This window comes from Lysobacter enzymogenes (genome assembly GCF_017355525.1).
GTDB lineage: Bacteria > Pseudomonadota > Gammaproteobacteria > Xanthomonadales > Xanthomonadaceae > Lysobacter > Lysobacter enzymogenes_C.
Genome location: NZ_CP067395.1, coordinates 2,583,493 through 2,605,686, shown reverse-complemented (window position 1 = coordinate 2,605,686; position 22,194 = coordinate 2,583,493). Strand labels below are relative to the sequence as shown.

Here is a 22,194-nt window from a genome sequence, read left to right as displayed (position 1 = left end):
CCTGGCGACCTCCCTGTCCGCACGCGCAACGCTCGGCAGTCGTCGGCGCGGCGCGTTCGATCCGAACACTTCCGTTGTTGAAGCTAGTTACTCTCTAATCCTCGAGCTCGTCGTGATAGCTCTCACACTTGCCCGTCGGTGAGTTCGCGCGCATCGGCAATAGTGTTGTGTGTGTCGCAATAGAAATCCGGCGACGGCTTGCTCGATCGCCGATATGAGGGGGCGTCATCGCGAGGCCGGTTTTTTGTGTTTTTTTGTTGCTTGGAATGATCGCCGTCGATTTGAGCGGCCTTCGGCATCGGCATCGGCAGCGTGAACTTGTCGGCCGGCGCTTGCGCGGCGCCGCGTAGCGATAGCGGTCTCGCGGGCCAGTCCGATAGTTTCTCGAGAGACTATTGGCGCTCAGGCCCAGCGAAGGTCTCTGACGGGCTGGGGAACGGTCGGCGCCGGGTTCATCGCGCCGATCCTGTCGGCGCGCTGATCGACGCCGTCGATGCAGCCTTTGTGCCAGCTCGTTCACCGACTTCAAGGCGCTTTTCACCGCTTGATCGGTGAGGCCGTCGGCCAGGCGCCGCATGCGTTCGTTGTGAGGTTGATCGCAGCGCTACTGGCGGGCAGTACGCCGCTTGTGCCGCATAGCAGTCGTCGAACCATCGCAACGCGCCAAGGGATGCAAATGTAACTTTCGTTGGAGATGCGCGAGACGTAGGGCGACGCGCGTCACATGCGTTTAGATCTATAGCGGACCGAATGTCGCGCGTGCGTGCCCGATGCGGCGTATGCGCGTTCGATTCGCCCCCGACCGCCGACGGCGCACCGATGCGCGCAACGTCGAGGATCCGCCTGCGCCCGAAGCGAATTCGGGCGTAGCGCTGTGGCCGCGGATCGCGGGTGTTTACGCAAGAGCCATGGGCATGCGCGCTCAGGACGGCGCGCGCCTGGATGTGGCGGCGCTCGCCGTTCCGGCGTCGCCGCAGTACGACAGTCCCTACGGAAATCGGCATGAACCGTGCAACTGAAACGCAAGCGGATTTCGGCGCGCCCGTATCGATGCAAGGCGCGGACCGTCCGCAGCCGGCGGCCCAACCATCGAAGGACGAGGCGCCGATGGCATCGTCCGCGATCGAAACGCGCCCGTCGGCGCCGGTGGACGAATCGGGATTCGTCCGTCTGAACGACGAGGAATGGGCGCAGTTCCTGCGGGCGGCTCGGCCGATGGTCCGTCTGCGCCCGAACCAGCACGACGCCAACCGGATTTTCGTCGAAGCCGCATTGACCGTGATGACCGGGCGCCGCCACTGGATGCAACTGCCGCGGGAGCGCTTCGGCAAATGGCTGCATCTGCATCATCGCTACAGCCGCTGGCTGGAACGCGGAATCTGGTCGGCGCTGGCGGTGGAGCAAGCGTTCGGGCCGGAACTGTCGCGGCAAGTGATCGAATACTCGCAGCGCTGCCAGACGCGGCTGGAACATCAGCGGCGCCGTCGCCGCGCGCGGCTGCTGGCGAGCGACGATTGAGCGCCGCCGGTATGTTTCAAGACCCGTTCGCAGCCAGGGCCCGCAGCGCGCTCATTCGAGCCCGAGTTCGCGTCGCAGCCCCTCAACGTAGGCGCGGCCCACCGGCAACTCTCCGCCGTCGCCGAGCACCAGCCAGTAGCGGCTGCCCGAGCCGGCATGCAGGGTGCGGATATGGCGCAGGTTGACCAGGTAGGAGCGATGGCAGCGGACGAAATCCGGCGGCAGCAGGGAGGTCAGGCCGGCCAGGGATTTGTCGTGCAGTTCGCTGCGGCCGTCGCGCATGCGCAGTTCGCTGTAGTCGCCGTCGGCGCGTATCCACACCACGTCGGCCAGTTCGACCAGCGCCGTGCCTTGGGCGCGCCAGATGCCGAGATAGCGCGCGCGGCCGGAGCGGTAACGGCCGACATCGAGCAGGCGTTCGAGCGCCTCGCCGAGGCGTTCGCGCGAGAACGGCTTGGGCACGAAATCCAGCACGCCATGCTCGAAGGCCTGCAACGCGCGTTCGCGATGGGCCGAGACCACGACGCAGTGGTAGCGTCCGGCCACCGCGCGCCGCAGCAGTTCGAATCCGTCCTCGCCTTCGAGGTTCAGGTCCAGCAACAGGCCGTCGTAGACGCTGCGTTGAAGCCGGTCGCCGGCCGATTCCAGGTCCGCGACCGCGTCGAAACGCGCACGCGTGCCGGCCAGCTCCGCGCTCAGGCGCAACAGGCGCTGGCGCACCAGCGGTTCGTCCTCGACGATCAGGATGCGCATGTCAGTTCGATCCGTCCGCACCAATCGGCGCCGTCGATGCCCTGGTCGAAACGCCAGCCGTTCGGATAGGCGGAAGCCAGACTCGCCTCGATGTAGCGCGTGCCGGTGCCGCGGCCGCGGTGCGGCGCCGAGCCGCAGGCGCTGCGCAATTCCACGATCCAGCGGTCGCGCAGGCGGTGTACGCGCAGCCGGAACGGGCGCTGCGCGCAGGCGCCGGCGCCGGCATGGGTCAACGCGTTCTCGATCTGGGCATGCAGGATGCCGGGCGGCAGCGACAGCCGGGTGTCGTCGGCGTCGACCTCCAGCGCGATGCGCTGATCCGAAGCCAGACCGACGATGTCGAGGTGGCTGCGGCACAGCGCCAGTTCGTCCTCCAGCGGAACGCTCTGGCGGGTGCTGCTGTCGCGCAGGCGGTCGAACTGTTCGGCCAGGGACTCGACCAGCCGGCTCGCGCGCGGCGGCGCCTGCTCGATCAGCTCCTGCAGGCAGGTCAGGGTGTTCATGAGCCAGTGCGGATGGATGCCGCGTTGCAACAGCTGCAGGGAGAGCTGCGCGCGTTCTTCGCGCAGGCTCGCGTTGTGGCGGTCCAGCGCGCGCAGGTGCGCCGCGTGGCGCAGCAGCAGGAAGCCCATCAATACCGCCAGCAGCAGGAAATACGGGCCATCGAGGAAGGCGCCGGGCGCGAATGCCAGCGCCGCGGAGCCGGCGAGCAGCAAGGCCAGGATCGGCCCGCGTTCCTCTTGCGCATCGCGCACGCGCAGCAACAGGCCCGCCGAGGCGAGCAGGCTCAGCAACAGCACCGCTGCGGAGCGCGTATCGAAGCCGGGCAGGAACGCCGCGAGCGCCACCAGCGCCGACAGGTAGACGATGCGCACGCCGGCGGGCACGGCAACGCCGAAGCGACGCGCGAGGTAGGCCGGCAGCAGCGCCGCCGCCGCGGTGTGCAGCGCCAGCAGCATCAGCAGGCGCTGCCCGTGCCATGGATAGGCGTAGCCCAGCAGCGGACGCCAGGCTTCGATCATCGGCAGCGCGAGTCCGACCGCGCACAGCGCGAGCAGCGAACGAGCGCCGGGCTTGCGCGGACGGCCGCGCTGGACCGCCAGGAAATACAGGCACGCCGTCGCGAGCGCGCCCGTGGCGAAGGCGGCGATCAGCCAAGGACGCATGACGTCGCGGTAAAGCAGTTCCGCCGGCGCCACGATGGCGAAGGCATCCGCGCTGTGCAGGGGCAGGTTCTGATGGAGGCTGGAAGCGAGCACGAGCAGTTCGTCCGTCCCGCCGGCCGCGGACGGCGGCAACACGCGGACGATGTCGATGCGGCCGGGCTGTTCCTGCGCTGCGGTTCGGCCGACGAGGCCGTTGCCCGCCAGGGGCTGCCCGTTCCAATAGAGCCGGCTGGCGCCGCGCAGCGAAAGACGCAGCGCGCGGCCGGCATCGTCGGCCGCCGCGGGTGCTGTCGAGCGCCAGCGCAGCCAATAAGGATCGCGCCAGCCCGCGAGGACGCGCTGATCGAGCGGGCGCCAGTCCGCGCCGGCCGGCGGGCGCTGCGGCAGCCTGCCGGACGCCGGCATCGTCGCCGGCGCCATTTCTCCGGTCATTACCTGCACCTTGGTCATGTCGGGCGTCGCCGCCGCCAGCCACGCGGCGACGGCGGCGAGCAAGACGGCGAGTACGGCGAAGGTGCGCGGAATCTGCATGCGTCCATCTTATCGGCCCGGCGGAGACGCTGGACCGCCGTTTGGAGCTGTTCGGCGGACGGGCGCGGCCGGGCCCGTCGGTCGCAGCGGATGCTGGCTTCGCGGCGAGGCGGCTTCGTTCCTTCGAACGATGCGAACGCCTCATCCGCGTCCAGATCCCGCCCAACCGGAGTTCGCCATGTCCAACCCATCGCTTTTCGTTCCCGGCCATCGCGGTCGCTCCCGGCATCGGGTCGCGCGTTTGGCGGCGCTGTGCATCGCACTGGCCTGCGCGGCGCCGGCACTGGCCCGCGAAGCGCCCGCGCCGCTGGCGTTCAAGCCCTATGCGATGGAAACCAAGGGCAACGGCACCATCGCGACCGAGGAAGCGTTCCTGGAGGTGCCGCGCAAGCACAGCGAGCCCGATGGGCCGCGCATCCGCCTGCGCGTGGTGCGCCTGCCGGCGACCGGCGGCGACGGCCGCACGGCGCCGGTGGTCTATCTGGCCGGCGGCCCGGGCGGCTCCGGTTTCGGGACCGCGCTCGGGCCGCGCTGGCCGGTGTTCGACCGCGTCCGCCGCGAGACCGACGTGCTGCTGCTCGACCAGCGCGGCACCGACTTTTCGCAGATGCCGCCGGAATGCTCGCAGTCGCATCGCTTCGACGACGCCCAGCCGTTGCAGCGCGAGGCCGCGCTGGCCGCACTGCGCACGACCGCCGCCGCGTGCATCGCCGAATGGCGCAAGAGCGGCGTCGACCTGGCCGCCTACACCACGGCCGAGAGCGCCGACGACATCGAAGACCTGCGGCGCGCGATGGGCCTCAAGCGCCTGAGCCTGTGGGGCATGAGCTACGGCACCCATCTGGCGTTGGCCACGGTGCGCCGACATGGATCGAGTCTCGACCGCGTGGTGCTGATGGGCAGCGAGGGGCCCGACGACACGATCAAGCTGCCGCTGGCGGCGGACGCCTTGCTGGCGGATCTGGCCGTCGTCGCCAGGAAGGACGGCTTCGACGATCTGCAGGGATCGGCCCGGCGCGTGCTGGAAGCGCTGCGCCGTCAGCCGCGCGAAGGCCGCAGTTCCATGCACGACGGAAGGAAAGTCGTCATCGGCGAATACGACGCGCAGATCGCCATCGCCAATGCGCTCGGGCGGCGCTCCACCCAGCGGATGCTGCCGCTGATGTTGCGCGAGGCCGAAGCCGGCGACTACAGCCTGCTGGCCGGCTTCGTCCTGATGATGCGCGAGAGCCTCGGCGGATTCCGCGCGATGCCGCTGGCGATGGACGTGGCCTCCGGCCAGAGCCCGCAACGCCGCGCCCTGGTCGAGGCGCAGGCGCGCGAAAGCCTGTTCGGCGACGCGTTGAACTTTCCGTTCCCGCAGCTCGCCGACGGCCTCGGCTTGGTCGATCTGGGCGACGCGTTCCGCGCGCCGCTGCGCAGCGAGGTGCCGGTGCTGTTCGTCAGCGGCTCCCTCGACGGCCGCACGCCGCGAGCCAATGCGCAGGCCTTGCTGCCAGGCTTCAGCAAGGGCCAGGAACTGCTGGTTCGCGGCGCCAGCCACGACAACGAACTGTGGCTCGGCCATCCGCGCATCGCCGAGAACATCGCCGATTTCCTGGCCGGCCGGGCGGTGAAGGACGAAGCGCTGGAGGTGCCGCTGCCGGTGTTCGTCACCGACAAGTCGCAGTTGTAAGGTTCGTTGCGCCGCCGGAAAACACCGGCGGCGCGAGCCGCAACAGCTTCCACGGCGCAGGCTGCGCAAGCTGGTGTGGTCGCAGCGTCGCGCGCCTGCGCTTGGCGACCCGCTGCGGAGCGATAACATGGCCCCGGCCCCGAGCAGCGACCGACCCGTGAACCTGATAGCGCATGTGGAAATACCCGTAGCCGATCTCGACCGAGCGATGCGCTTCTATGCGCTCGTCTTCGACGTGCGCTTCGGCGACGTGGTGACGGTCCACGGCAGCAGGATGGCCCATTTCCCGTTTCAGGAAGGCAGCGACGGCGCCAGCGGGGCGCTGGCCCAGGGCGAGGTCTACGTGCCGACGAAGAACGGGGCGATCGTCTATTTCAGCGTCGCCGACATCGAGCCGGTGCTGGAAAAAGCCGTAATCCAAGGCGGCAAGGTGCTGTTTCCGAAGACGCCGGTCGACGCGGTCCAGTTCGTGGCCGAGATCGAGGACAGCGAAGGCAACCGGATCGCGATTCTCTCGGCCTGATCGAACCGGCCGACGCGACGGGCGCCGACGCTCAGGCCGACCTTGGGGCTCGCGGGATGCCAGGCGTAAAGCCCGCTGGCGATCTTCCGCCGGCCGTCGCGTCCGAAGCGCCGCCGATTCAGACCGCGAAAATGGCCTCGATCTCGATGTTCAGTTCCGGCGAAAACAGTTTCGAAACCTCGACGAGGCTGCTGGCCGGAAGATTTCCGTCGTAGCGACGCAACAATACGGGCCGGAGCTGCGCTATCTGGCCGATATCGGTGATGAACACGGTGACTTTGAGCAGCGAGCGCATACCCACGCCCTCGGCTGCGGCCACGGCTTCGATCTGATCGAAAACGGCGTCGGCCTGTTCCGCCAGGCTGCTGCCCTGGGCGGCGGTGCCGAATGCGGTGAATCCGGAAAGGTAAAGCGTTTGCCCGTGCTTGACCGCGTGGGAGTAGGGGCCCACCGCGTCGGGAAGCGCGGCGTAGTTCTTTCGGTCCACGTGGGGATGAGCGTGCGGCATCGGTGGTTTCCTTCGCTGTGAGTGCGGCCGGCCGGGCCGGTGGGGCGCAAGCGCCGACTATGCCGCAGCCCGGGCCCGGTTTTCCTGCGCCCGGGGACATTCGGCCCGGCCGGGCGAAACTTATACAATGACCGGGCGCGCCCGCTGCGCCCCCCTATTTCTCTAGTAACGGCGCCGAACCCGCGCCATCGGATGTACCGCATGCTTCGACTGACCGACCTCAAGCTGCCGCTGGACCACCCCGAGGCGGCGCTGCGCGAAGCGATCGTGGCGCGGCTCGGCATCGCCGACGACGAACTGGCCGGTTACACCGTCGCCAAGCGCAGCTACGACGCGCGCCGGCGCGGCGCGATCGTGCTGATCTATTCGGTCGACGTGGACACCCCGCGCGAAGCCGACATCCTGCGCCGGTTGCAGCTCGACGCCGAGGCCGCCCAGTTCGCGCGCGACGGCGACGGCGGCAAGGTGATGCGCACGCCGGACACGAGCTACAAATTCGTCGCGCGCGCGCCGCAGGAGCTGCCGCTGCGTCCGCTCGTCGTCGGCATGGGCCCGTGCGGCCTGTTCGCGGCGCTGGTGCTCGCGCAGATGGGCTTCCGGCCGATCGTGCTGGAGCGCGGCAAGGCCGTGCGCGAGCGGACCAAGGACACCTGGGGCCTGTGGCGCAAGAAGACGCTGAACCCCGAATCCAACGTGCAGTTCGGCGAAGGCGGCGCGGGCACGTTCTCCGACGGCAAGCTGTGGAGCCAGATCAGCGACCCGAAGCACTACGGGCGCAAGGTGATCGACGAGTTCGTCCGGGCCGGCGCGCCGGAGGAGATCGCCTACGTCAGCAAGCCGCACATCGGAACGTTCCGGCTGGTGTCGATGGTCGAGCAGATGCGCGCGACGATCGAATCGCTGGGCGGCGAAATCCGCTTCAGCCACCGCGTCGACGATCTGCTGGTCGAGACCGACAGCGCCGGCGTGCGCCACGTGCGCGGTGTGACGCTCGAAGGCGGCGAACAGTTGCGCGCCGACCACGTGGTCATGGCGCTGGGCCACAGCGCCCGCGACACCTTTGCGATGCTGCATGCGCGCGGCGTGTTCGTCGAAGCCAAACCGTTCTCGATCGGTTTCCGCATCGAACACCCGCAGTCGTTGATCGATACTGCCCGCTTCGGCCCGCAGGCCGGGCATCCCCTGCTCGGCGCCGCCGATTACAAGCTCGTGCACCATTGCCGCAACGGCCGCTCGGTCTACAGCTTCTGCATGTGCCCGGGCGGCACCGTGGTCGCCGCGGCCAGCGAGCCCGGGCGCGTGGTCACCAACGGCATGAGCCAGTACTCGCGCAACGAGCGCAACGCCAACGCGGCGATCGTCTGCGGCATCACCCCGGAGGATTTCGCGCCGTACGGCGAGGGCCCGCTGGCCGGCATCGAGCTGCAACGGCACTGGGAAGCGCGCGCGTTCGAACTCGGCGGCGGCGAGTACGAAGCGCCGGGGCAGTTGGTCGGCGATTTCCTCAAGGGCCAGGCATCGAGCGAATTCGGCGCGGTGCTGCCGTCGTACAAGCCCGGCGTGCGCCTCGGCGATCTGGCGCCGTCGCTGCCCGAGTACGCGATCGCGGCGATCCGCGAAGCGCTGCCGGCGTTCGAGAAGCAGATCCGCGGCTTCGCGATGCGCGACGCGATCTTGACCGGCGTGGAGACCCGCACGTCCTCGCCGGTGCGCATCACCCGCGGCGACGACGGCCACAGCTTGAACACGCGCGGCCTGTTTCCGGCCGGCGAGGGCGCCGGTTACGCGGGCGGCATCCTGTCGGCCGGCGTCGACGGCATCCGCACGGCCGAGGCGGTCGCGCTGGATATCGTTTCGGCTGCCGCACGAGCCGCTTAGCGTATCGGTTCGAAGCTCGCCGGCGCGAAGGCGCTTACTGCGGGTCGCAGGGCGCGCTCAATCGCCCACCGCGCGCAAACGCCTGGCGTCCTGCGCCGGCGGCGAACCGAACAGGCGCGAATAGTCGCGACTGAACTGCGAAGGGCTGTCGTAGCCGACCTGATAACCGGCGCTGGCCGCGTCGAGCCCGTCGGCCACCATCAAGCGGCGCGATTCCTGCATCCTGAGTTGGGTGCGGAATTCCAGCGGGCTCATCGCGGTCACGGCCTTGAAGTGCTCATGGAACGCCGAGCGGCTCATGCCGGCGACGCGCGCGACCTCGTCGATGCGGCAGACCTGGGTGAAGTTGGCGCGGAGCCACAGGATCGCGCGGGCGATCTGGCCTTGGCGGCTGTCGGCCTGGGTCATCGCGCGGATGACGCCGCCGCTGGGGCCGGTCAGCAGCCGGTAGAGGATTTCGCGGGTCGCCAGCGGGCCCAGCGCTTCGATGTCGTCCGGCGTGTCCAGCAGCGACACCAGCCGGGTCGCGGCGTCGAGCAAGGCCGGCGTGGTACGGCCGAGCGTCAGGCCGGACGCGACGGAGTCAGCGGCGGCGGTGCGGGGAAACTTCAACGCCAGCTCGGCGAGCACGGCCGGATCGAGATCGAGTTGCAGGCACAGATAGGGATGCGCCGCGCTCGCTTCGACCACCGACCCCATGACCGGCAGCCCGACCGAGGCCAGCAGGTAATTCGCCGGGTCGTAATGCAGCACGCTCTCGCCGAGGCTCGCGCGCTTGCGCCCCTGGGCGACGAAACAGACGGTCGGCTCGTAGATGACCGGCATCGGCATCGTCGGCGCGGAGCAGCGGATCAGCTTCGCGCCCGCGATCGCGCAATCGAACGTGCCGTCGCGCGGCGCGTGCCGCGCTATGGCGTCTCGTAACGGCTCGGGGCGGGGCATGGGCGCGGTTCCGGTCGGGGAGGGCATCATCCGACGCGGCCGGACGATCGTGCAAGGATCGCGTAAAAGCCGGCTACCGGCGTTTCCGCCGGATCCGAACAATGGACCCAGGCGAAGGACGACCTTCGCCGCTGCCGGCGACCTCGCCAGCCGACGCTCCGCGTCGCCCACGGCAGCCCCGTCGATCTTCGGAACCACGCTCATGACCGCTCCCGCTTCGCTCGATCACTACCGTTTGCTCGGCCGCTCCGGGCTGCGCGTTTCGCCGCTGTCGCTCGGCACCATGACCTTCGGCTCCGAATGGGGCTGGGGCGCCGACGAAGCCGAGGCCAAGCGCATCTTCGACGCCTATCTCGACCGCGGCGGCAACTTCGTCGACACCTCGGTCAACTACACCGACGGCGCGTCCGAGCGGATTCTCGGCCGGCTGATGAAGGACCGGCGCGAGCGCATCGTGCTGGCAACCAAGTTCACCATGGCGCGCGATGCCTCGAACATCAATTCCGGCGGCAACCACCGCTACAACCTGGTGCGTTCGGCGGAAACCAGCCTGCGCCAGCTCGACACCGACCGCATCGACCTGATGTACCTGCACGCCTGGGACTTCACCACGCGCCCGGACGAGGTCATGCGCGCGCTCGACGATCTGGTCCGCGCCGGCAAGGTCCTGTATCTGGGCATCTGCAACACGCCGGCCTGGCGCGTGGCCGAACTGCAGACCCTAGCCGACCTGCGCGGCTGGTCGCCGCTGGTCGCGCTGCAGATCGAGTACAGTCTGCTCGAACGCAGCGTCGAGCACGAGCTGCTGCCGATGGCGCAGGCGCTGGGCCTCGGCGTGCTGCCGTGGTCGCCGCTGGGCGGCGGCATCCTGACCGGCAAGTACAGCCGCAGCGACCTGTCCGACGACAACAGCGCCGACATCGCCAGCGACCGCAAGGGCGTGATCGCATCGATCGGCCACCTCAACCAGCGCTCGCTCGACATCGCCGAAGTCGTCGGCGAGGTCGCCGACGAGCTCGGCGTATCGCGCTCGCAGGTCGCCATCGCCTGGACGCTGACTCATCCGGCGGTGGTCTCGCCGATCATCGGCGCGCGCACCCTGAGCCAGGCCGAGGACAATCTCGGCGCGCTCGGCGTGCGTCTGAGCGCGGATCAGCTGGAGCGCTTGAACGCGGCCAGCGCGCCGCAGCCGATCTTCCCGCAGCGTTTCATCGGCCGGCCGATGGCGCAGCAGTTGATCTTCGGTACGTCCGCGCTCGAGCCGCGGCGCTGAGCCGAGGGCGCCCGCATCGGCGCGAACCGCATCTCGCGCCGATGCCGTGCGGTGCAGGCCGCGCCGGATCGGCGCGGTTTCGTTTGCGGCGGCTCGTCGATGCGCGCCGCGATCGCGCGCATCGGCCATGCCAAAAACTGGATTGCGTCGCGGCTTTTAGCTGACTGGTTCAGCCAGATTTCCTGCTTCGGTCGAGGTCGTCCAGCACTGCATCTCCGCCGTTAGCTGACTAGTTCAGCCAACTTGATCGCTATCTCTAGTCAGGTTTTTGAATGGATGCTCAGATGCTGATCCTTCAAGCGGCGCCTGTTCGAAAACATGAGGGTCTTCGTCCGGGTGACCGAGTTCAACCCCGTTCTGTTGGTATGCGATTCGGGTGCGCTGGGTCTTCCTGCGTTGACCGGCAAAGGTCCGATCCAGGTCAGCGAGACCTGCATCGCGGTCCGCAACGCCAGCGCCAACGGGCTGACGACGCGCCTGCTGGTCACGGACGAGCTGGTCGCGCGGCCCGGCGATCTGATCTGCCGCCATTTCATCCGCACGCCGAATCGGGCCGTGGTGGTCTGCTCGGTATTGCTCGAGGTGTACGCGTCCGTCGTCACCCGCAGGACGCGGTCGCTGGTGCGGGTGTTCACCAACGATCCGGTGGCGCCGGATCGTGTGGTGGTGGTGGTCGGCGAGCAGGAGCAGCCTGCCTGAATCCGTCGCGGGCTCCCTGCCGAGGCGGAGCCTTCGGACCCGGCGCTTTCGTTCGAAATCGCAGCGAACCGGGCGGAAAGCGCCGGGCCGGAAAGCCGCCCACGGAAAACCGCCGGTGAAAGGCCACGCGCTTGGCCTCGCGCCAGCGCGTCGGCGAACGAACCGCTTCAGCGGGCGTCGGCGCGGATGTTCGCCATTGGGCCTGCCGGATCAGGCGGCGCCGGATTCCAACGCGATGCGATCGGCTATCGCTTGCTCGAACATGGCGAAAAGCTCGGGAAAGCGCTTGCCGGCGTCGAGGCGATGCGAGAACGCGGCGAAGACGATCGAGTCGCCGTCGACGAACCACAGCACCTCGCCCATCCAGGCGCCGAAACGGTCCGCGAGCAGCGTGGTCGCGTCGGCCAGCCGCAGGGCCATCGACGCATCGATGCGGTCGCTGTCGGTCAGCGCGCGGGTGGCGGCGCGATGCCCGCAGAAGAACGTCAGCGTTGGATCGCCGGCCGGCCGCTCCACGACGAACCTGTCGTTGGGGATGCCCTCCGGCGCCCGATTCGGCCGCCAGTCGTAAAAATCGAACGGCGTCTTGTAGATCGGCCGAAGGAAATCGCCGGCGTCGACGGGCTCCGGGCCGTATCCGTACTTGTACTCGGGTACCCGCAGCCACGGCAGCATGCGCCGCACGATCGCCCACTGAGCGAACAACGGAACCAAGGTGCCGACGGTGCTGTAGCATTCGCCGCCCGCGCGCGGGCGGCGATAGCGCGCGAGCAGCGACTGATAGGCCTGCAGCAACTGGCCGCGGGCCGGCGGTTGAATTCCGGCGCCGGCGACGGCGACGCAAGTTTGCCGGCTGACTTCCACGACCCGGTCGACCACGAGATCGACATCGGCGAGCGCCTCGCCGCCGTCGCCGCCCGCGCCGAGGAAGCGGCCCGAGGCTTCGTCGAACTGCAGCCCGTGCATGGCGATGAACCGGCTCAGCAAGACCACGCGATAGCGGCCGCCGTGGCTGTGCGCCGGCAGCAGTTCTTCCAGGGCTTCCGGAATGGCGTCGTCTTTCACGATCACGATGTTCAAGGCGTGCGCTCCTGTGCGCGGAAAGTCGCGGTGGGGCCGGGTCAGGCGCCCGGCGGCGGGGGCGGCGGCGGTGGCGCCGGGGGCATCGAACTGCGGTAGTTGTAGACCTTGAGGGTCACGCTGAGGGTCGTGCCGGAACGCGACACCACGCTGTCGACGGTGCTGGCCGAGGTGGCGCGCAAGATGCTGAAGATGTCCTCGGGCGTGCGTACCGGCCGGCCGGCTACGCTGGCGATCTGGTCGCCGCTCGCGTAGGACCAGTAGGAACTGGGTTTGGACACGGCGACATACACGCCGTTGCCGGAGCTGTGCAGTTCGAGCGAACCTTGACTGCTGTGGATCGTGGCGCTTCCGCTGGATCCGGCCAGCGCGGGAGCGCCGGCGACGGCAAGTGCGAACGCCAGCAAGCACGCGCGGCGGGCGCGGAAGTATCGGAACAAGTTCATGCGGTGTCTCCGAAAAATGCTGAAGCGGGTTATGGGACAGCGGCGGCCAGAGCCGGTTCGTCGGCGTCGCGCTGCAGGCCGGGCTCGAACTGGCTGGCGACGAGACGCTGCATCCAGTCGAGCATCTGCAATGCGCGCGGATCGACGTCGGCGGCCTCGCGAACCTTGTCCGAAAGGCTGCCCGGTACGAGAAAACCCGACGCATAGCGATTGCGGCAGCGCACGGCTTCCGCGCGTTCGTCGGGGTCGTCGATGCCTTGCCGCAGCCTTCGTTGCGCGAAATTCAGGATCGCGAAATAGACGAACGCCGCGTGCACGAACGGAAGCGCGCGGATCGGCCGCATCGACCACGGCGAGACCGGGCGCGCATTGGCGTCGTTGCTCCCGCCGTGGATCAGGAACGGGTAATGGATGTATTCGAACGTGGCCAGATAGTTGTGCACGCTCTCGTGGATCAGGTCGTCCATGAGCTGGCCATGGGTGTAATCGTCCTGATGCACATTGCGCAGGCGGATTCCGCCCAGTTCGGTGTCGACCTGTTCGGAGGCCGGAACCAGTCCGGCGTTCTTCCTCACCAGGACCAGGCGCGTGTTGTTGCGGATCAGTTTTGCGAACGTGGGCGAGGCCCTTTCGATCCCGAGGTAGGCGGAGGAAAGCTTGGCGAGTACGAGCGCGGACTCGGCGTCGCTGTGCGGATCGAATTCGCCGAAGAACACCGGGCTGGTGGGGTCCGTACGACGGCAGAAGCCGCTGCCGAGGTCCACGTTGAGCGTCCCCGCCGCCTGATGGATCCAGGCGTCTTCGACGCTGTCCGTCGCCCCGGCGGCCTGGCTGAAAAGCGCGGTAGCGGCCTCGAAGTTCTCGTCGCTGGTGCTGTGGGACAAGGCATTCACCGCGCTGTATCCCTGAGGCGAAAGCAGCGTCGACGCGCGGGCCTGCGCATCCAGCGCGCAGTAGCGGCGATACAGTTCGACAGCGCCGGCGCGTCCGCGCAGCCGGCCCAGCCATATCGCGTTTTCCAGCCGATCGGCGAGTTTGCCGAGAAAGGCCTTGATCTGGCCGTCGAGGATCGGGGGATGGGCGTCGTCGCCCGTCAGGGTGTAGATCAATTGCAGCACGGCCGTTCTCCTGCGGGCTTGCGAGGCTGCGCGCATCGCCGCGGCGGAAAACTGCGGCTCCGCGATTGAACGGAGCCGCAGTCGCCGCCAAATTCAGACGATGAAGCCCTGCGAGGACACCGTATAGGCGGCAGAACCGATGTTGGAGTTGAGCTTGTTCTGCTGTTGCTGCTGCTGCTGTTGCTGCTGTTGCTGCGACTTGCTGAACGCGATCGAGTCCAGGCCGTCGATCTGGTCGATGTCCAGAGCGGTCTGGCTGGGGCTGATCGCGGAACGGCTCAGCGACAGATCGCCGCCGTTTGCGAAGGCGGAGGTGGTGCCGAGAACGAGAGCGGTAGCGGCGACGAGACGTGTCAGCTTGTTCATGAAAACTCCTTGCCTGCATGGATTTCCGCGAGCGCATGTGTGCGGAACGTCGGTAGCGTTCTTGCCGCCGACAGCCGCAAGCTACACGGCGAAAATCCGCGCCAGCAAGCAAGGCGATGCAGCGATGACGGTCGAATGTGTGTCGAAGCGCAAGGAAGCCGACGACGCCGCGGAGTTGGACGTACTTCGCGTGACTTGCGACGAGCTCACGTGAACATCTTCGAACGCCGCTCGAAGTTCCGCAGGATTTATCGCATCGGTTTCGGCGATGCCGACTCGCTGCCGATGGCGCGTCGGCGGATTCGTTGGCGGTCGCCGGCCCGCATCGATGCGCTGCTTGCGATCGGGTGCGCAGCTGCAGGGGCTCAGTATGTCGCGGCTCGCGACGGCGGTGCGTCCGCGCCCAGCGCCGCGTTCCAGTCGCGCAGGAAATTCCGCCGCCGGGTCGCGTCCAGATACACCAGCAAGCCGAGCCCCAACGGCACCCGGCGCGGATTGGCCACCGCGCCGAGCAGGCCGCGATAGGCCTGCGGCGGCGCGATGTCGGCCAATGCGGGGATCAGATAAGCCTCGCGCGCGAGGATCGTCTGGCCGCGCGGCGACAACAGATGGTCGAGGAAACGGCGCGCTTCGTCGGCGTGCGGGGCATCGCGCGGGATCAGCGCGGTGCGCGCGACCAGCAGCAGATGATCGCGCGGCAACACCAGTCGCAGCGGCGCGCCGCGTTCGATGCGTTGCAGGGCGTAGGAGCCGAACACGCCGTAGGCCAGGCTCAGTTCGCCGTCGCCGAGGCGGTCGAGCAGGGCGTCCATGCGCTTGTACGGCTGCGCGCGTTGGGCGCCGAATTCGGCCAGCAGCGGCGCGGCGCCGGGGCCGAGCAGTTTGGCGTCCTGGGTGGCGATGAAATAGGCCACGGCGCTGTCGCGCGGGTCTTGCACGGCGACGCGGCCCAGCAGCGGCCGATCGGCGCGGCGCAGCAGGCGCAGCAGGCCGTCGCGGTCGCGCGGCGCCTGCGCCGGGTCGAGCCGGCCGCTGTGGTAGACCATCGCCACCGGCTCGTAGCCGTAGGCGAAGATTTCGTCGCGCCAGCGCGCGGCCGCCGGCAGCGCCTGGCCTTGCGGCGAGCGGTGGGCGCGGGCGTAGCCGTCGTTGACGAGTTTGGTCTGCAGGTCGGTGCTGGCGCTGAGCAGCAGGTCGGCGCGTTCGCCGGCGTTGCCCGGGCGCAGGGCACGGTCGTACAGCTCCTGCGTGTCCAGGTGCGAGTAACGCACCTCTACGCCTGGATGCAGGCGCTGGTAATCCAGGATCAGCGCGCGCATCAGCCCGGCGTTGGAGGAACCGTGCAGCACCAGCTGCGCTTGTTTGGGCAGGCGCGGCGCGTACACGCTGATGCGCTCGTTCTGCTTCGGCCGCGCCTGCGCCGGCGCCAGGTACAGCATGCCCAGCGCGGCGACCGCGAACAGCGCGGCCAGCGCGGCGCAACGCAGCGCTTTCATGCCGCGTCCTTGGGCAGGCGCAGGCGCGCCTCCAGCCCGCCGAACGCCGACTGCGCCAGTTCGATCCGGCCGCCGTGGCTTTCGACCACGCGCTTGACGATGGCCAGGCCGAGGCCGGCGCCTTGCGCGCTGGCGAGGTCGCCGCGCACGAAGCGCTCGAACGCGCGCTCGCGTTCGCCCGCGTCCATGCCCGGGCCGGCGTCGGCCACGCTCAGCGCCAGATCGCCGTCGTCGCGTTGCAGGCGCACCCGCACCGGCGCGTCGCCGCCGTGCTTGATCGCGTTGTCGATCAGGTTCTTGATCGCCTCGCGCAGCATCAGCGCATCGCCGAGCAGGCGGGTGTCGCCGGCGTCGCATTCGAAGCGCACGTCCGGGCGCGGCTCGGCCAGCGGCACCGATTCGTGCAGGGCCTGGCGGGCGATGGTCTCCAGTTGCAGCGGCTTGAAGTGGTGCAGCTCGGCGCGATGGGTGACGTGGGCATGGCTCAGCAATTGATTGAGCAGGCGGCTGAGCTTGCCCGCGTGCCGGTCGATCTGTTGCAGCCCCTGTCGCCATTGCTGCGGATTGTTCTGGTGCAGGGCCAACTGCGCCTGCGCGCGCAGCGAGGCCAGCGGATTGCGCATCTGGTGCGCGGCCTCGGCGATGAACGCGCGCAAGGCGTCGATGTTGGTCGACAGCCGCGACATGAAGTGGTTCTGCGCGGCGACCACGTGCGACAGCTCGGTCGGCACCGCGCGGTCGATCGGGCGCAGGTCGAACGGCGTGCGCACGCTGAAGTCCTGTTCGATCCGCGCCAGCGGTTGCAGCGCGCGGTCGACCGCCAGCCACGCCAGCACCAGGGTGGCCGCGGTGAACAGCGCGATCCAGCCGGTGACGTGCCAGACGATGTCGTCGGCGACCGCTTCGCGCGCGCGCCGGGTCTGGCCGATCTGCACCAGCGCGACGCCGGCGCCGTCGCCGCCGGCAGCGCGGCGCAGCACCGCGAAGCGCACCGCTTCGCCGCGGTAGGGCGCGTCGAAGAACAGCGGTTGCTCGCCGACCGGTCTGGGCGGGCGCGGCAGGTCGGCGTAGCCGGTGAGGGTGCCGCCGTCGGGCGAGTACACCCGATAGAACGCGCGGTCGTCGGGCGCGGCCGACAACAGTTCCAGCGCGGCGCAGGGGATGTTGGCTTCGAGCCGGCCGTCGACCACCGCCAGACTGTCGGCGATGGTCAGCGCCGAGGCGTTGAGCAAGCGGTCGTAGGACAGGTCGGCGGCGCGCCGGCCGTAGTTGCCGGCGCCGAGGAACAGCAACAGCATCGCCACCAGCGACAGCAGGCCGAGCGACAGCAGCAGGGTGCGCCGGATCGACGGCGGCGGCCGCGCGGGCGCGGGCGCGGGAGCGGCGACGGCCTCACTCATGCGTGCCGCCCGCGGGCTGCGCCTGCGCGCAGTCGCGCAAGGTTTCGGCCAGATAGCCGGTGCCGCGCACGGTCACGATGCGCAGGAACTGCTGCGGCAGCTTCTTGCGCAGCCGCGCCACGTACAGCTCGACCGTATTCGAACCGGCCTCCTCGCTGAGCGCGAACAGGCGGTTGGTGATCTCGGCCTTGCTGACCACTTGCCCGAGCCGGCCGACCAGGATTTCCAGCAGGCTGTACTCGCGGTTCGGCAGGTCGATCGTGCGGTCTTCGAAACGCAGCCGGCGCGCGGCGTTGTCCATCAGCATCGGGCCGATCCGCACCAGGCTGGAGGTCTGCGCCTGGGCTTGCCGGCGCCGGGTCAGGGCGCGGCAGCGCGCGGCCAGTTCGCGGAAGTCGAAGGGCTTGCCGATGTAGTCGTCGGCGCCGACGTCGAGCGCGCTGATCCGGTCCTCGATGTCCGAGCGCTCGGTCAGCATCAGCACCGGGGTGGCGTCGCCGCGCCGGCGCAGCTCGGCCAGCAGGCTCAATCCGTCCATGCGCGGCAGGCCGATATCGAGCAGGACCAGATCGTAGCTTTCGTGTTCGAGAAAGCGCAGCGCGCTCAAACCGTCGGCCTCGTGGTCGACGGCGTTGCCGGTGCGGCGCAGGTGCTGCACCACCGAATCGGCGAGATCGAGATTGTCCTCGACCAGCAAAATGCGCATGAAAAACTCCTGGGCGAGCGCGCGCGGCGCCGCCGTTGTGCGGTGGGGGACGGGGCCAAAGCGCTGCTGCGACGGCTCGGGCGAGGCGCACGCAACGGCGCCCGTACGCCGGTTTTCGTGCCGCTTCCGCACCGCGCGACAGGTCGCCGACAGGCCGTCGGCCTAGACTTGTTCGCGTGCTCTGGAGGGAGTGTTCGGTCGCGCTGGTTCGTGGTTCCGCTGGCCGGTCGATAGTCCGTTGGACGCATGCTCCGGGGAGGGAGCATGCGTCCACGACTAACACGCGTTGTTCGGCCTGTCGATGGGCCGCGCAAGCAAAGTTCGAAAATGTGAGGCGCTTAAAAGAGCGACGCGCCGGCGCCGGGCATTTTGCCGACGGTCGGCGCCGGCAAAAAAGCGCAGCTGATGGCTGTCGTAAGCAAAAGTAGGTAGCGCGCGAAACCAACGCGCCGCCGGCGGCGGTCCCCCACGTCCGCGTCACTTGCAGGAGGAGATATGCGTCAAAGTATTCGCCTTGTTCCGGGCTCGCGCTCGATCGCGCCGTTGTCGCTGGCGCTGGCCGGGCTGTTCGCTTCGGGCTGCGCTACCGCGGCCAACCAGAACGGCGGCTTCTACGTCGATCCCGATTCCAACCCGGCGATCTGGGTGCGCGACCACGGCGGCGATGCGCGCGCGGCGAAGATCCGCGCGTCGGTTTCGGGCAAGCCGATGGCGCGTTGGTTCGGCAATTGGAGCGGCTCGATCGGCAGCGCGGTGTCGCGCTACGTCGAGGCCGCGCGCAGCGCCGACAAGTTGCCGATCCTGGTTGCGTACAACATTCCCGGGCGCGACTGCGGCGGCCATTCCGGCGGCGGCGCCGGCAGTCCGGAAGCGTACCGCACCTGGATTTCCAGCTTCGCCTCCGGCATCGGCAACACCCGCGCGGTGGTGGTGATCGAACCCGACGCGCTGGCGCAGTTGGACTGTCTGCCCGCCGACCAGCGCGCGGTGCGCACCGATCTGCTGAAGTACGCCGCGCGCGAGTTCAAGCTGCGCGCGCCGAATGCGCTGGTCTATCACGACGGCGGCAACGCCAGTTGGGTGCCTGCGGAAGAAATGGCGCGGCGGTTGCACGCGGCCGCCGCCGGCGAGATCCGCGGCTTTGCGCTGAACGTGTCGAACTACCACACCACCGCCGATTCCAACCGCTACGGCGCGGCGGTCAGCGCGGCGTTGAAGAACCAGTTCGGCTACGCCAAGCCGTTCGTGGTCGACACCAGCCGCAACGGCAACGGTTCCAACGGCGAGTGGTGCAATCCGGCCGGGCGCAAGCTCGGCGCGGTGTCGCAGAATTCCGCCAGCGGCGCGGAGATGCTGTTGTGGGTCAAGGTGCCGGGCGATTCGGACGGCAATTGCGGGATCGCGCCGAATACGCCGGCGGGTACGTTTTCGCCGGATATCGCTACGCGTTTGATCGACGGGCGCTGAGCGTCTGTTGCAGCCCGTCATCCCCGCGAAAGCGGGGATCCAGAGACTTCAGGGCGACGTTTGGATGAAGCCCTGGATGCCCGCGTTCGCGGGCATGACGGGATAGGTGGGTGTCGCGGCGTCTCTTGCAGAGCGTCATCCCCGCGAAAGCGGGGATCCAGAGACTTCAGGGCGACGTTTGGATGAAGCCCTGGATGCCCGCGTTCGCGGGCATGACGGGGTAGGTGGGTGTCGCGGCGTCTGTTGCCGATCGTCATCCCCGCGGAAGCGGGGATACGGAGGCTTCAGGGCGATGTTTGGGTAAAGCCCTGGTGGATGCCGGCGTTCGCGGGCACGACGGGGCGGCGATGCCGCGGCCGCTGTCGCGCTGCGGCGCTTTTGTTCTCTCCCCGGTCCGCCGCGCAGGTCGCGGCGTGGCGGCGGTGCGCGCCCGCGGTTCGGGCCGTGCCGCCGCCGGCCGGTTTTCTTGTGCTGCGTTGCGGCGCGCGGAGTTTCGTCATGTCGTGGTTTTCGTTGCGTCCTTGGCCGCGCTGCCGCTGCGGGCTGTGGTGCGCGCTGGCGTTGCAGGCCGCGTTGGTCAGCGCGGTGGCGGTGTCGTCCGATCGCGAGCTGCTGCGCGCCGAAGTGATGCGCACGCATGGGACCGCGCAGTTTTGTCGGTCCGCGCCGGACTGAAACGAAGGCATCGGGCCTGAAGGCCCTTCCACAAGGCGACAGTTTCTCCCGCCGCGCACCTTGGGCCCGTGCCCCCGGGGCCCAGCGGCCGCCCGCAGGCGGCCGTAGTGCGATTGGCGGGGCGTCGCGCTGCGGTCTGCATTCGTGGATGCAGACCGCTTCGCGGCGTTTTCTCTGCGGCGGCGCGTGCGCGCCGCCGGCGTTCGGTTTTCGTCACAGGAGCATTCGCATGAACCGCAGTTTCGTTCGTTTCGCCGCCGCCGCGCTGGGCCTGGTCTTGTCCGCCAGCGCCGTCGCCGCCGCGCCCAAGTTCCAGATGCCGTTCCCGTGCAAGCAGGTCTGGCACGGCAACACCCGCGAAGACCACAGCCCGAAACTGGCGGTCGACCTGAGCCGCGCCAACGGCGAGGGCGACCGGGTCGTGGCCGCGGCCAAGGGCACGGTGAGCAAGGTGCGCAACCTCGGCAACCGCAGCTACGGCAAGTACGTGGTGGTCGATCACGGCGGCGGCTGGAGCACGCTGTACGCGCATCTGAATTCGTATTCGGTCAAGGTCGGCGACCGCCTCGAGCAAGGGCAGGCGCTGGGCGCGGTCGGCAACACCGGTACCTCGTTCGGCGCGCACCTGCATCACGAGCAACTGCTCAACGGCGCCTTGCAGAAGATCAAGTTCGACGGCCGCGGCATCCATTACTACGACGGCCGCGACCGCTACACCGATTACAAAAGCGCCAATCGTTGTCCGTGAGCGGCGGCGCGTAGGCTCCGGCGCGCGCGTCAACAGGCCGAAAGCCACATCACCGCGCGCGCCGCGGCGGTTACGATCCGGGCATGAGCCTGCGCCGCTATCTGCAACTGGACGTGTTCGCCCACCGCATCGGCGCCGGCAATCCGCTGGCGGTGGTGTTCGACGCGCAAGGCCTCGACGATGCGGCGATGCAGTCGTTCGCGGCCTGGATGCATCTGCCGGAAACGGTGTTCCTGCTGCCGCCGGAGCCGGGCGCGGATTACCGCGCGCGCATCTTCACTCCGGTGCGCGAACTGGATTTCGCCGGCCATCCCAGCGTCGGCGCGGCCTGGGCCGTGCTCGACGCCGGGCGGGTGGCGGTCGGGCGCGAGACGATGGTGCAACAGTGCGCCGCCGGACTCTTGCCGGTGCAGGTGGCGCACGACGCGACCGGGCCGCGCGTTTCGATCCGCACGCCGCGCGCCGCGCCGGTCGCGCTCGAAGCCGACGCCGCCGGGTTGGCCGCGGCCTTGCGCGGCCTGCCGCTCGGCGCGCTGCGCCCGGCGCTGTGGGACAACGGCGCGCGCTGGTGGCTGGCCGAGGTCGCCGACGCGCGCGCCTTGCGCGAATGGCGGCCGGATCTGGCGGCGATCGCCGCGCTGCGCGGCGACGCGCTCGGGCTGGCGCTGTTCGCGCCGGGCGACGTGGCCGGCTGCGCGCGCACCGTGCGCGCGTTCTGCCCGGCCGACGGTTTCGCCGAGGATCCGGTCACCGGCAGCGCCAACGCGGCGATCGCCAGCGCCTTGCTCGCCGACGGGCGGTTGCGCGCGGGCGATAGCTATTGCGCCAGCCAGGGCCGCGAAGTCGGCCGCGACGGACGGGTGGAACTGCGCATCGACGAAGACGGCGCGGTCTGGCTCGGCGGGCAGGTGCAGCCGGTGATCCGCGGCAGCGTCGAATGGTGAGTGCCGATTCCTGCCAATTTTTACTTGCGTAACGCACGGGCCGCTGTTTACGTAAATATTGCAATAAATGCGTAAATCGGCGCCGGCGCCGCGACCGCCGCCATCGGACCCCTGAATTGCATCGTGGTAAACATCGGTTTGCGTGTCGCGTCGACGACCGCGGCGGCCGTTGGGTGGCCTGCAGAACATCGGCTTGTTTCCAATTTCAGATTGCGACTTTCGCCCTCGCGCGCACCGTCGCATTCCGCGACTTTCGTCACGCGTCGGACGCTGTCCGGGCCG

General features: G+C 69.0%; 21 protein-coding genes. 9 read left to right on the top strand and 12 right to left on the bottom strand.

Annotated elements, in window-relative coordinates; all coding sequences use genetic code 11:
* Positions 1 to 942: 942 nt before the first annotated feature.
* The gene (locus tag JHW38_RS10785; RefSeq protein WP_207525902.1) at positions 943 to 1,518 is read left to right on the top strand and encodes a transposase; all 576 of its coding nucleotides are present in this window, start codon (positions 943 to 945) and stop codon (positions 1,516 to 1,518) included.
* A gap of 51 nt (positions 1,519 to 1,569) precedes the next feature.
* Here the strand turns inward: JHW38_RS10785 and JHW38_RS10780 are convergent, their stop codons facing one another.
* Positions 1,570 to 2,271 carry a LytR/AlgR family response regulator transcription factor gene (locus JHW38_RS10780; protein ID WP_207525901.1) on the bottom strand — a complete coding sequence of 234 codons (702 nt, stop codon included), beginning with the start codon at positions 2,269 to 2,271 and terminating at the stop codon, positions 1,570 to 1,572.
* Positions 2,259 to 3,968, bottom strand: a complete 1,710-nt coding sequence (locus JHW38_RS10775; protein ID WP_207525900.1) for a histidine kinase — start codon at positions 3,966 to 3,968, stop codon at positions 2,259 to 2,261. Before JHW38_RS10775 ends, JHW38_RS10780 begins: the two co-directional genes overlap by 13 nt.
* A gap of 178 nt (positions 3,969 to 4,146) precedes the next feature.
* Here JHW38_RS10775 and JHW38_RS10770 point away from each other — a divergent pair, with 178 nt between their 5' ends.
* Complete coding sequence (locus tag JHW38_RS10770) at positions 4,147 to 5,643, top strand: alpha/beta fold hydrolase (protein WP_207525899.1); 1,497 nt, start codon at positions 4,147 to 4,149, stop codon at positions 5,641 to 5,643.
* 157 nt (positions 5,644 to 5,800) lie between these two features.
* Positions 5,801 to 6,166 carry a VOC family protein gene (locus tag JHW38_RS10765; protein ID WP_207525898.1) on the top strand — a complete coding sequence of 122 codons (366 nt, stop codon included), beginning with the start codon at positions 5,801 to 5,803 and terminating at the stop codon, positions 6,164 to 6,166.
* Between the two features lie 118 nt (positions 6,167 to 6,284).
* Here the strand turns inward: JHW38_RS10765 and JHW38_RS10760 are convergent, their stop codons facing one another.
* Positions 6,285 to 6,674 (bottom strand): RidA family protein, encoded by a 390-nt coding sequence (locus JHW38_RS10760; protein ID WP_207525897.1) that lies wholly within the window; start codon positions 6,672 to 6,674, stop codon positions 6,285 to 6,287.
* Positions 6,675 to 6,875: 201 nt separating this feature from the next.
* On the opposite strand from JHW38_RS10760, the gene JHW38_RS10755 reads away from it, so the two are divergent.
* Positions 6,876 to 8,552 carry an NAD(P)/FAD-dependent oxidoreductase gene (locus tag JHW38_RS10755; RefSeq protein WP_207525896.1) on the top strand — a complete coding sequence of 559 codons (1,677 nt, stop codon included), beginning with the start codon at positions 6,876 to 6,878 and terminating at the stop codon, positions 8,550 to 8,552.
* Positions 8,553 to 8,609: 57 nt separating this feature from the next.
* On the opposite strand, the gene JHW38_RS10750 is transcribed toward JHW38_RS10755, so the two are convergent.
* On the bottom strand, positions 8,610 to 9,494 hold the full coding sequence (locus JHW38_RS10750; protein WP_207525895.1) for an AraC family transcriptional regulator: 885 nt from the start codon (positions 9,492 to 9,494) through the stop codon (positions 8,610 to 8,612).
* 202 nt (positions 9,495 to 9,696) lie between these two features.
* Between JHW38_RS10750 and JHW38_RS10745 the strand changes: the two genes are divergently transcribed.
* Together JHW38_RS10745 and JHW38_RS10740 are read left to right on the top strand one after the other, a co-directional pair.
* Entirely contained in the window at positions 9,697 to 10,767 is a 1,071-nt protein-coding gene (locus JHW38_RS10745; protein WP_207525894.1) for an aldo/keto reductase, read from the top strand.
* A 318-nt stretch (positions 10,768 to 11,085) separates the two neighbouring features.
* The gene (locus tag JHW38_RS10740; protein ID WP_207525893.1) at positions 11,086 to 11,466 is read left to right on the top strand and encodes a hypothetical protein; all 381 of its coding nucleotides are present in this window, start codon (positions 11,086 to 11,088) and stop codon (positions 11,464 to 11,466) included.
* 210 nt (positions 11,467 to 11,676) lie between these two features.
* Here JHW38_RS10740 and JHW38_RS10735 read toward each other — a convergent pair whose 3' ends face one another.
* From JHW38_RS10735 to JHW38_RS10705, 7 genes are all read right to left on the bottom strand, one after another.
* The gene (locus JHW38_RS10735) at positions 11,677 to 12,546 is read right to left on the bottom strand and encodes a hypothetical protein (protein WP_207525892.1); all 870 of its coding nucleotides are present in this window, start codon (positions 12,544 to 12,546) and stop codon (positions 11,677 to 11,679) included.
* A 41-nt stretch (positions 12,547 to 12,587) separates the two neighbouring features.
* Complete coding sequence (locus JHW38_RS10730) at positions 12,588 to 12,992, bottom strand: hypothetical protein (protein WP_207525891.1); 405 nt, start codon at positions 12,990 to 12,992, stop codon at positions 12,588 to 12,590.
* Between the two features lie 29 nt (positions 12,993 to 13,021).
* Positions 13,022 to 14,110, bottom strand: coding sequence for a hypothetical protein (locus tag JHW38_RS10725; protein WP_207525890.1), 1,089 nt, complete (start codon positions 14,108 to 14,110; stop codon positions 13,022 to 13,024).
* Positions 14,111 to 14,203: 93 nt separating this feature from the next.
* Positions 14,204 to 14,476, bottom strand: coding sequence for a hypothetical protein (locus tag JHW38_RS10720; RefSeq protein ID WP_207525889.1), 273 nt, complete (start codon positions 14,474 to 14,476; stop codon positions 14,204 to 14,206).
* Between the two features lie 365 nt (positions 14,477 to 14,841).
* Entirely contained in the window at positions 14,842 to 15,972 is a 1,131-nt protein-coding gene (locus JHW38_RS10715; RefSeq protein ID WP_207525888.1) for an ABC transporter substrate-binding protein, read from the bottom strand.
* Positions 15,969 to 17,372: a sensor histidine kinase gene (locus tag JHW38_RS10710; RefSeq protein WP_207525887.1), complete on the bottom strand. Its 1,404-nt coding sequence runs from the start codon at positions 17,370 to 17,372 to the stop codon at positions 15,969 to 15,971. The genes JHW38_RS10715 and JHW38_RS10710 overlap by 4 nt, the downstream gene beginning before the upstream one ends.
* Complete coding sequence (locus JHW38_RS10705; RefSeq protein WP_207525886.1) at positions 17,365 to 18,078, bottom strand: response regulator transcription factor; 714 nt, start codon at positions 18,076 to 18,078, stop codon at positions 17,365 to 17,367. The genes JHW38_RS10710 and JHW38_RS10705 overlap by 8 nt, the downstream gene beginning before the upstream one ends.
* 495 nt (positions 18,079 to 18,573) lie before the next feature.
* Between JHW38_RS10705 and JHW38_RS10700 the strand changes: the two genes are divergently transcribed.
* Entirely contained in the window at positions 18,574 to 19,545 is a 972-nt protein-coding gene (locus JHW38_RS10700; protein ID WP_207525885.1) for a glycoside hydrolase family 6 protein, read from the top strand.
* A gap of 284 nt (positions 19,546 to 19,829) precedes the next feature.
* Here the strand turns inward: JHW38_RS10700 and JHW38_RS10695 are convergent, their stop codons facing one another.
* Positions 19,830 to 20,180: a hypothetical protein gene (locus JHW38_RS10695; RefSeq protein WP_207525884.1), complete on the bottom strand. Its 351-nt coding sequence runs from the start codon at positions 20,178 to 20,180 to the stop codon at positions 19,830 to 19,832.
* A 269-nt stretch (positions 20,181 to 20,449) separates the two neighbouring features.
* On the opposite strand from JHW38_RS10695, the gene JHW38_RS10690 reads away from it, so the two are divergent.
* Positions 20,450 to 20,968, top strand: coding sequence for a M23 family metallopeptidase (locus tag JHW38_RS10690; protein ID WP_207525883.1), 519 nt, complete (start codon positions 20,450 to 20,452; stop codon positions 20,966 to 20,968).
* A gap of 83 nt (positions 20,969 to 21,051) precedes the next feature.
* Positions 21,052 to 21,912: a PhzF family phenazine biosynthesis protein gene (locus JHW38_RS10685; RefSeq protein ID WP_207525882.1), complete on the top strand. Its 861-nt coding sequence runs from the start codon at positions 21,052 to 21,054 to the stop codon at positions 21,910 to 21,912.
* Positions 21,913 to 22,194 lie beyond the last annotated feature (282 nt).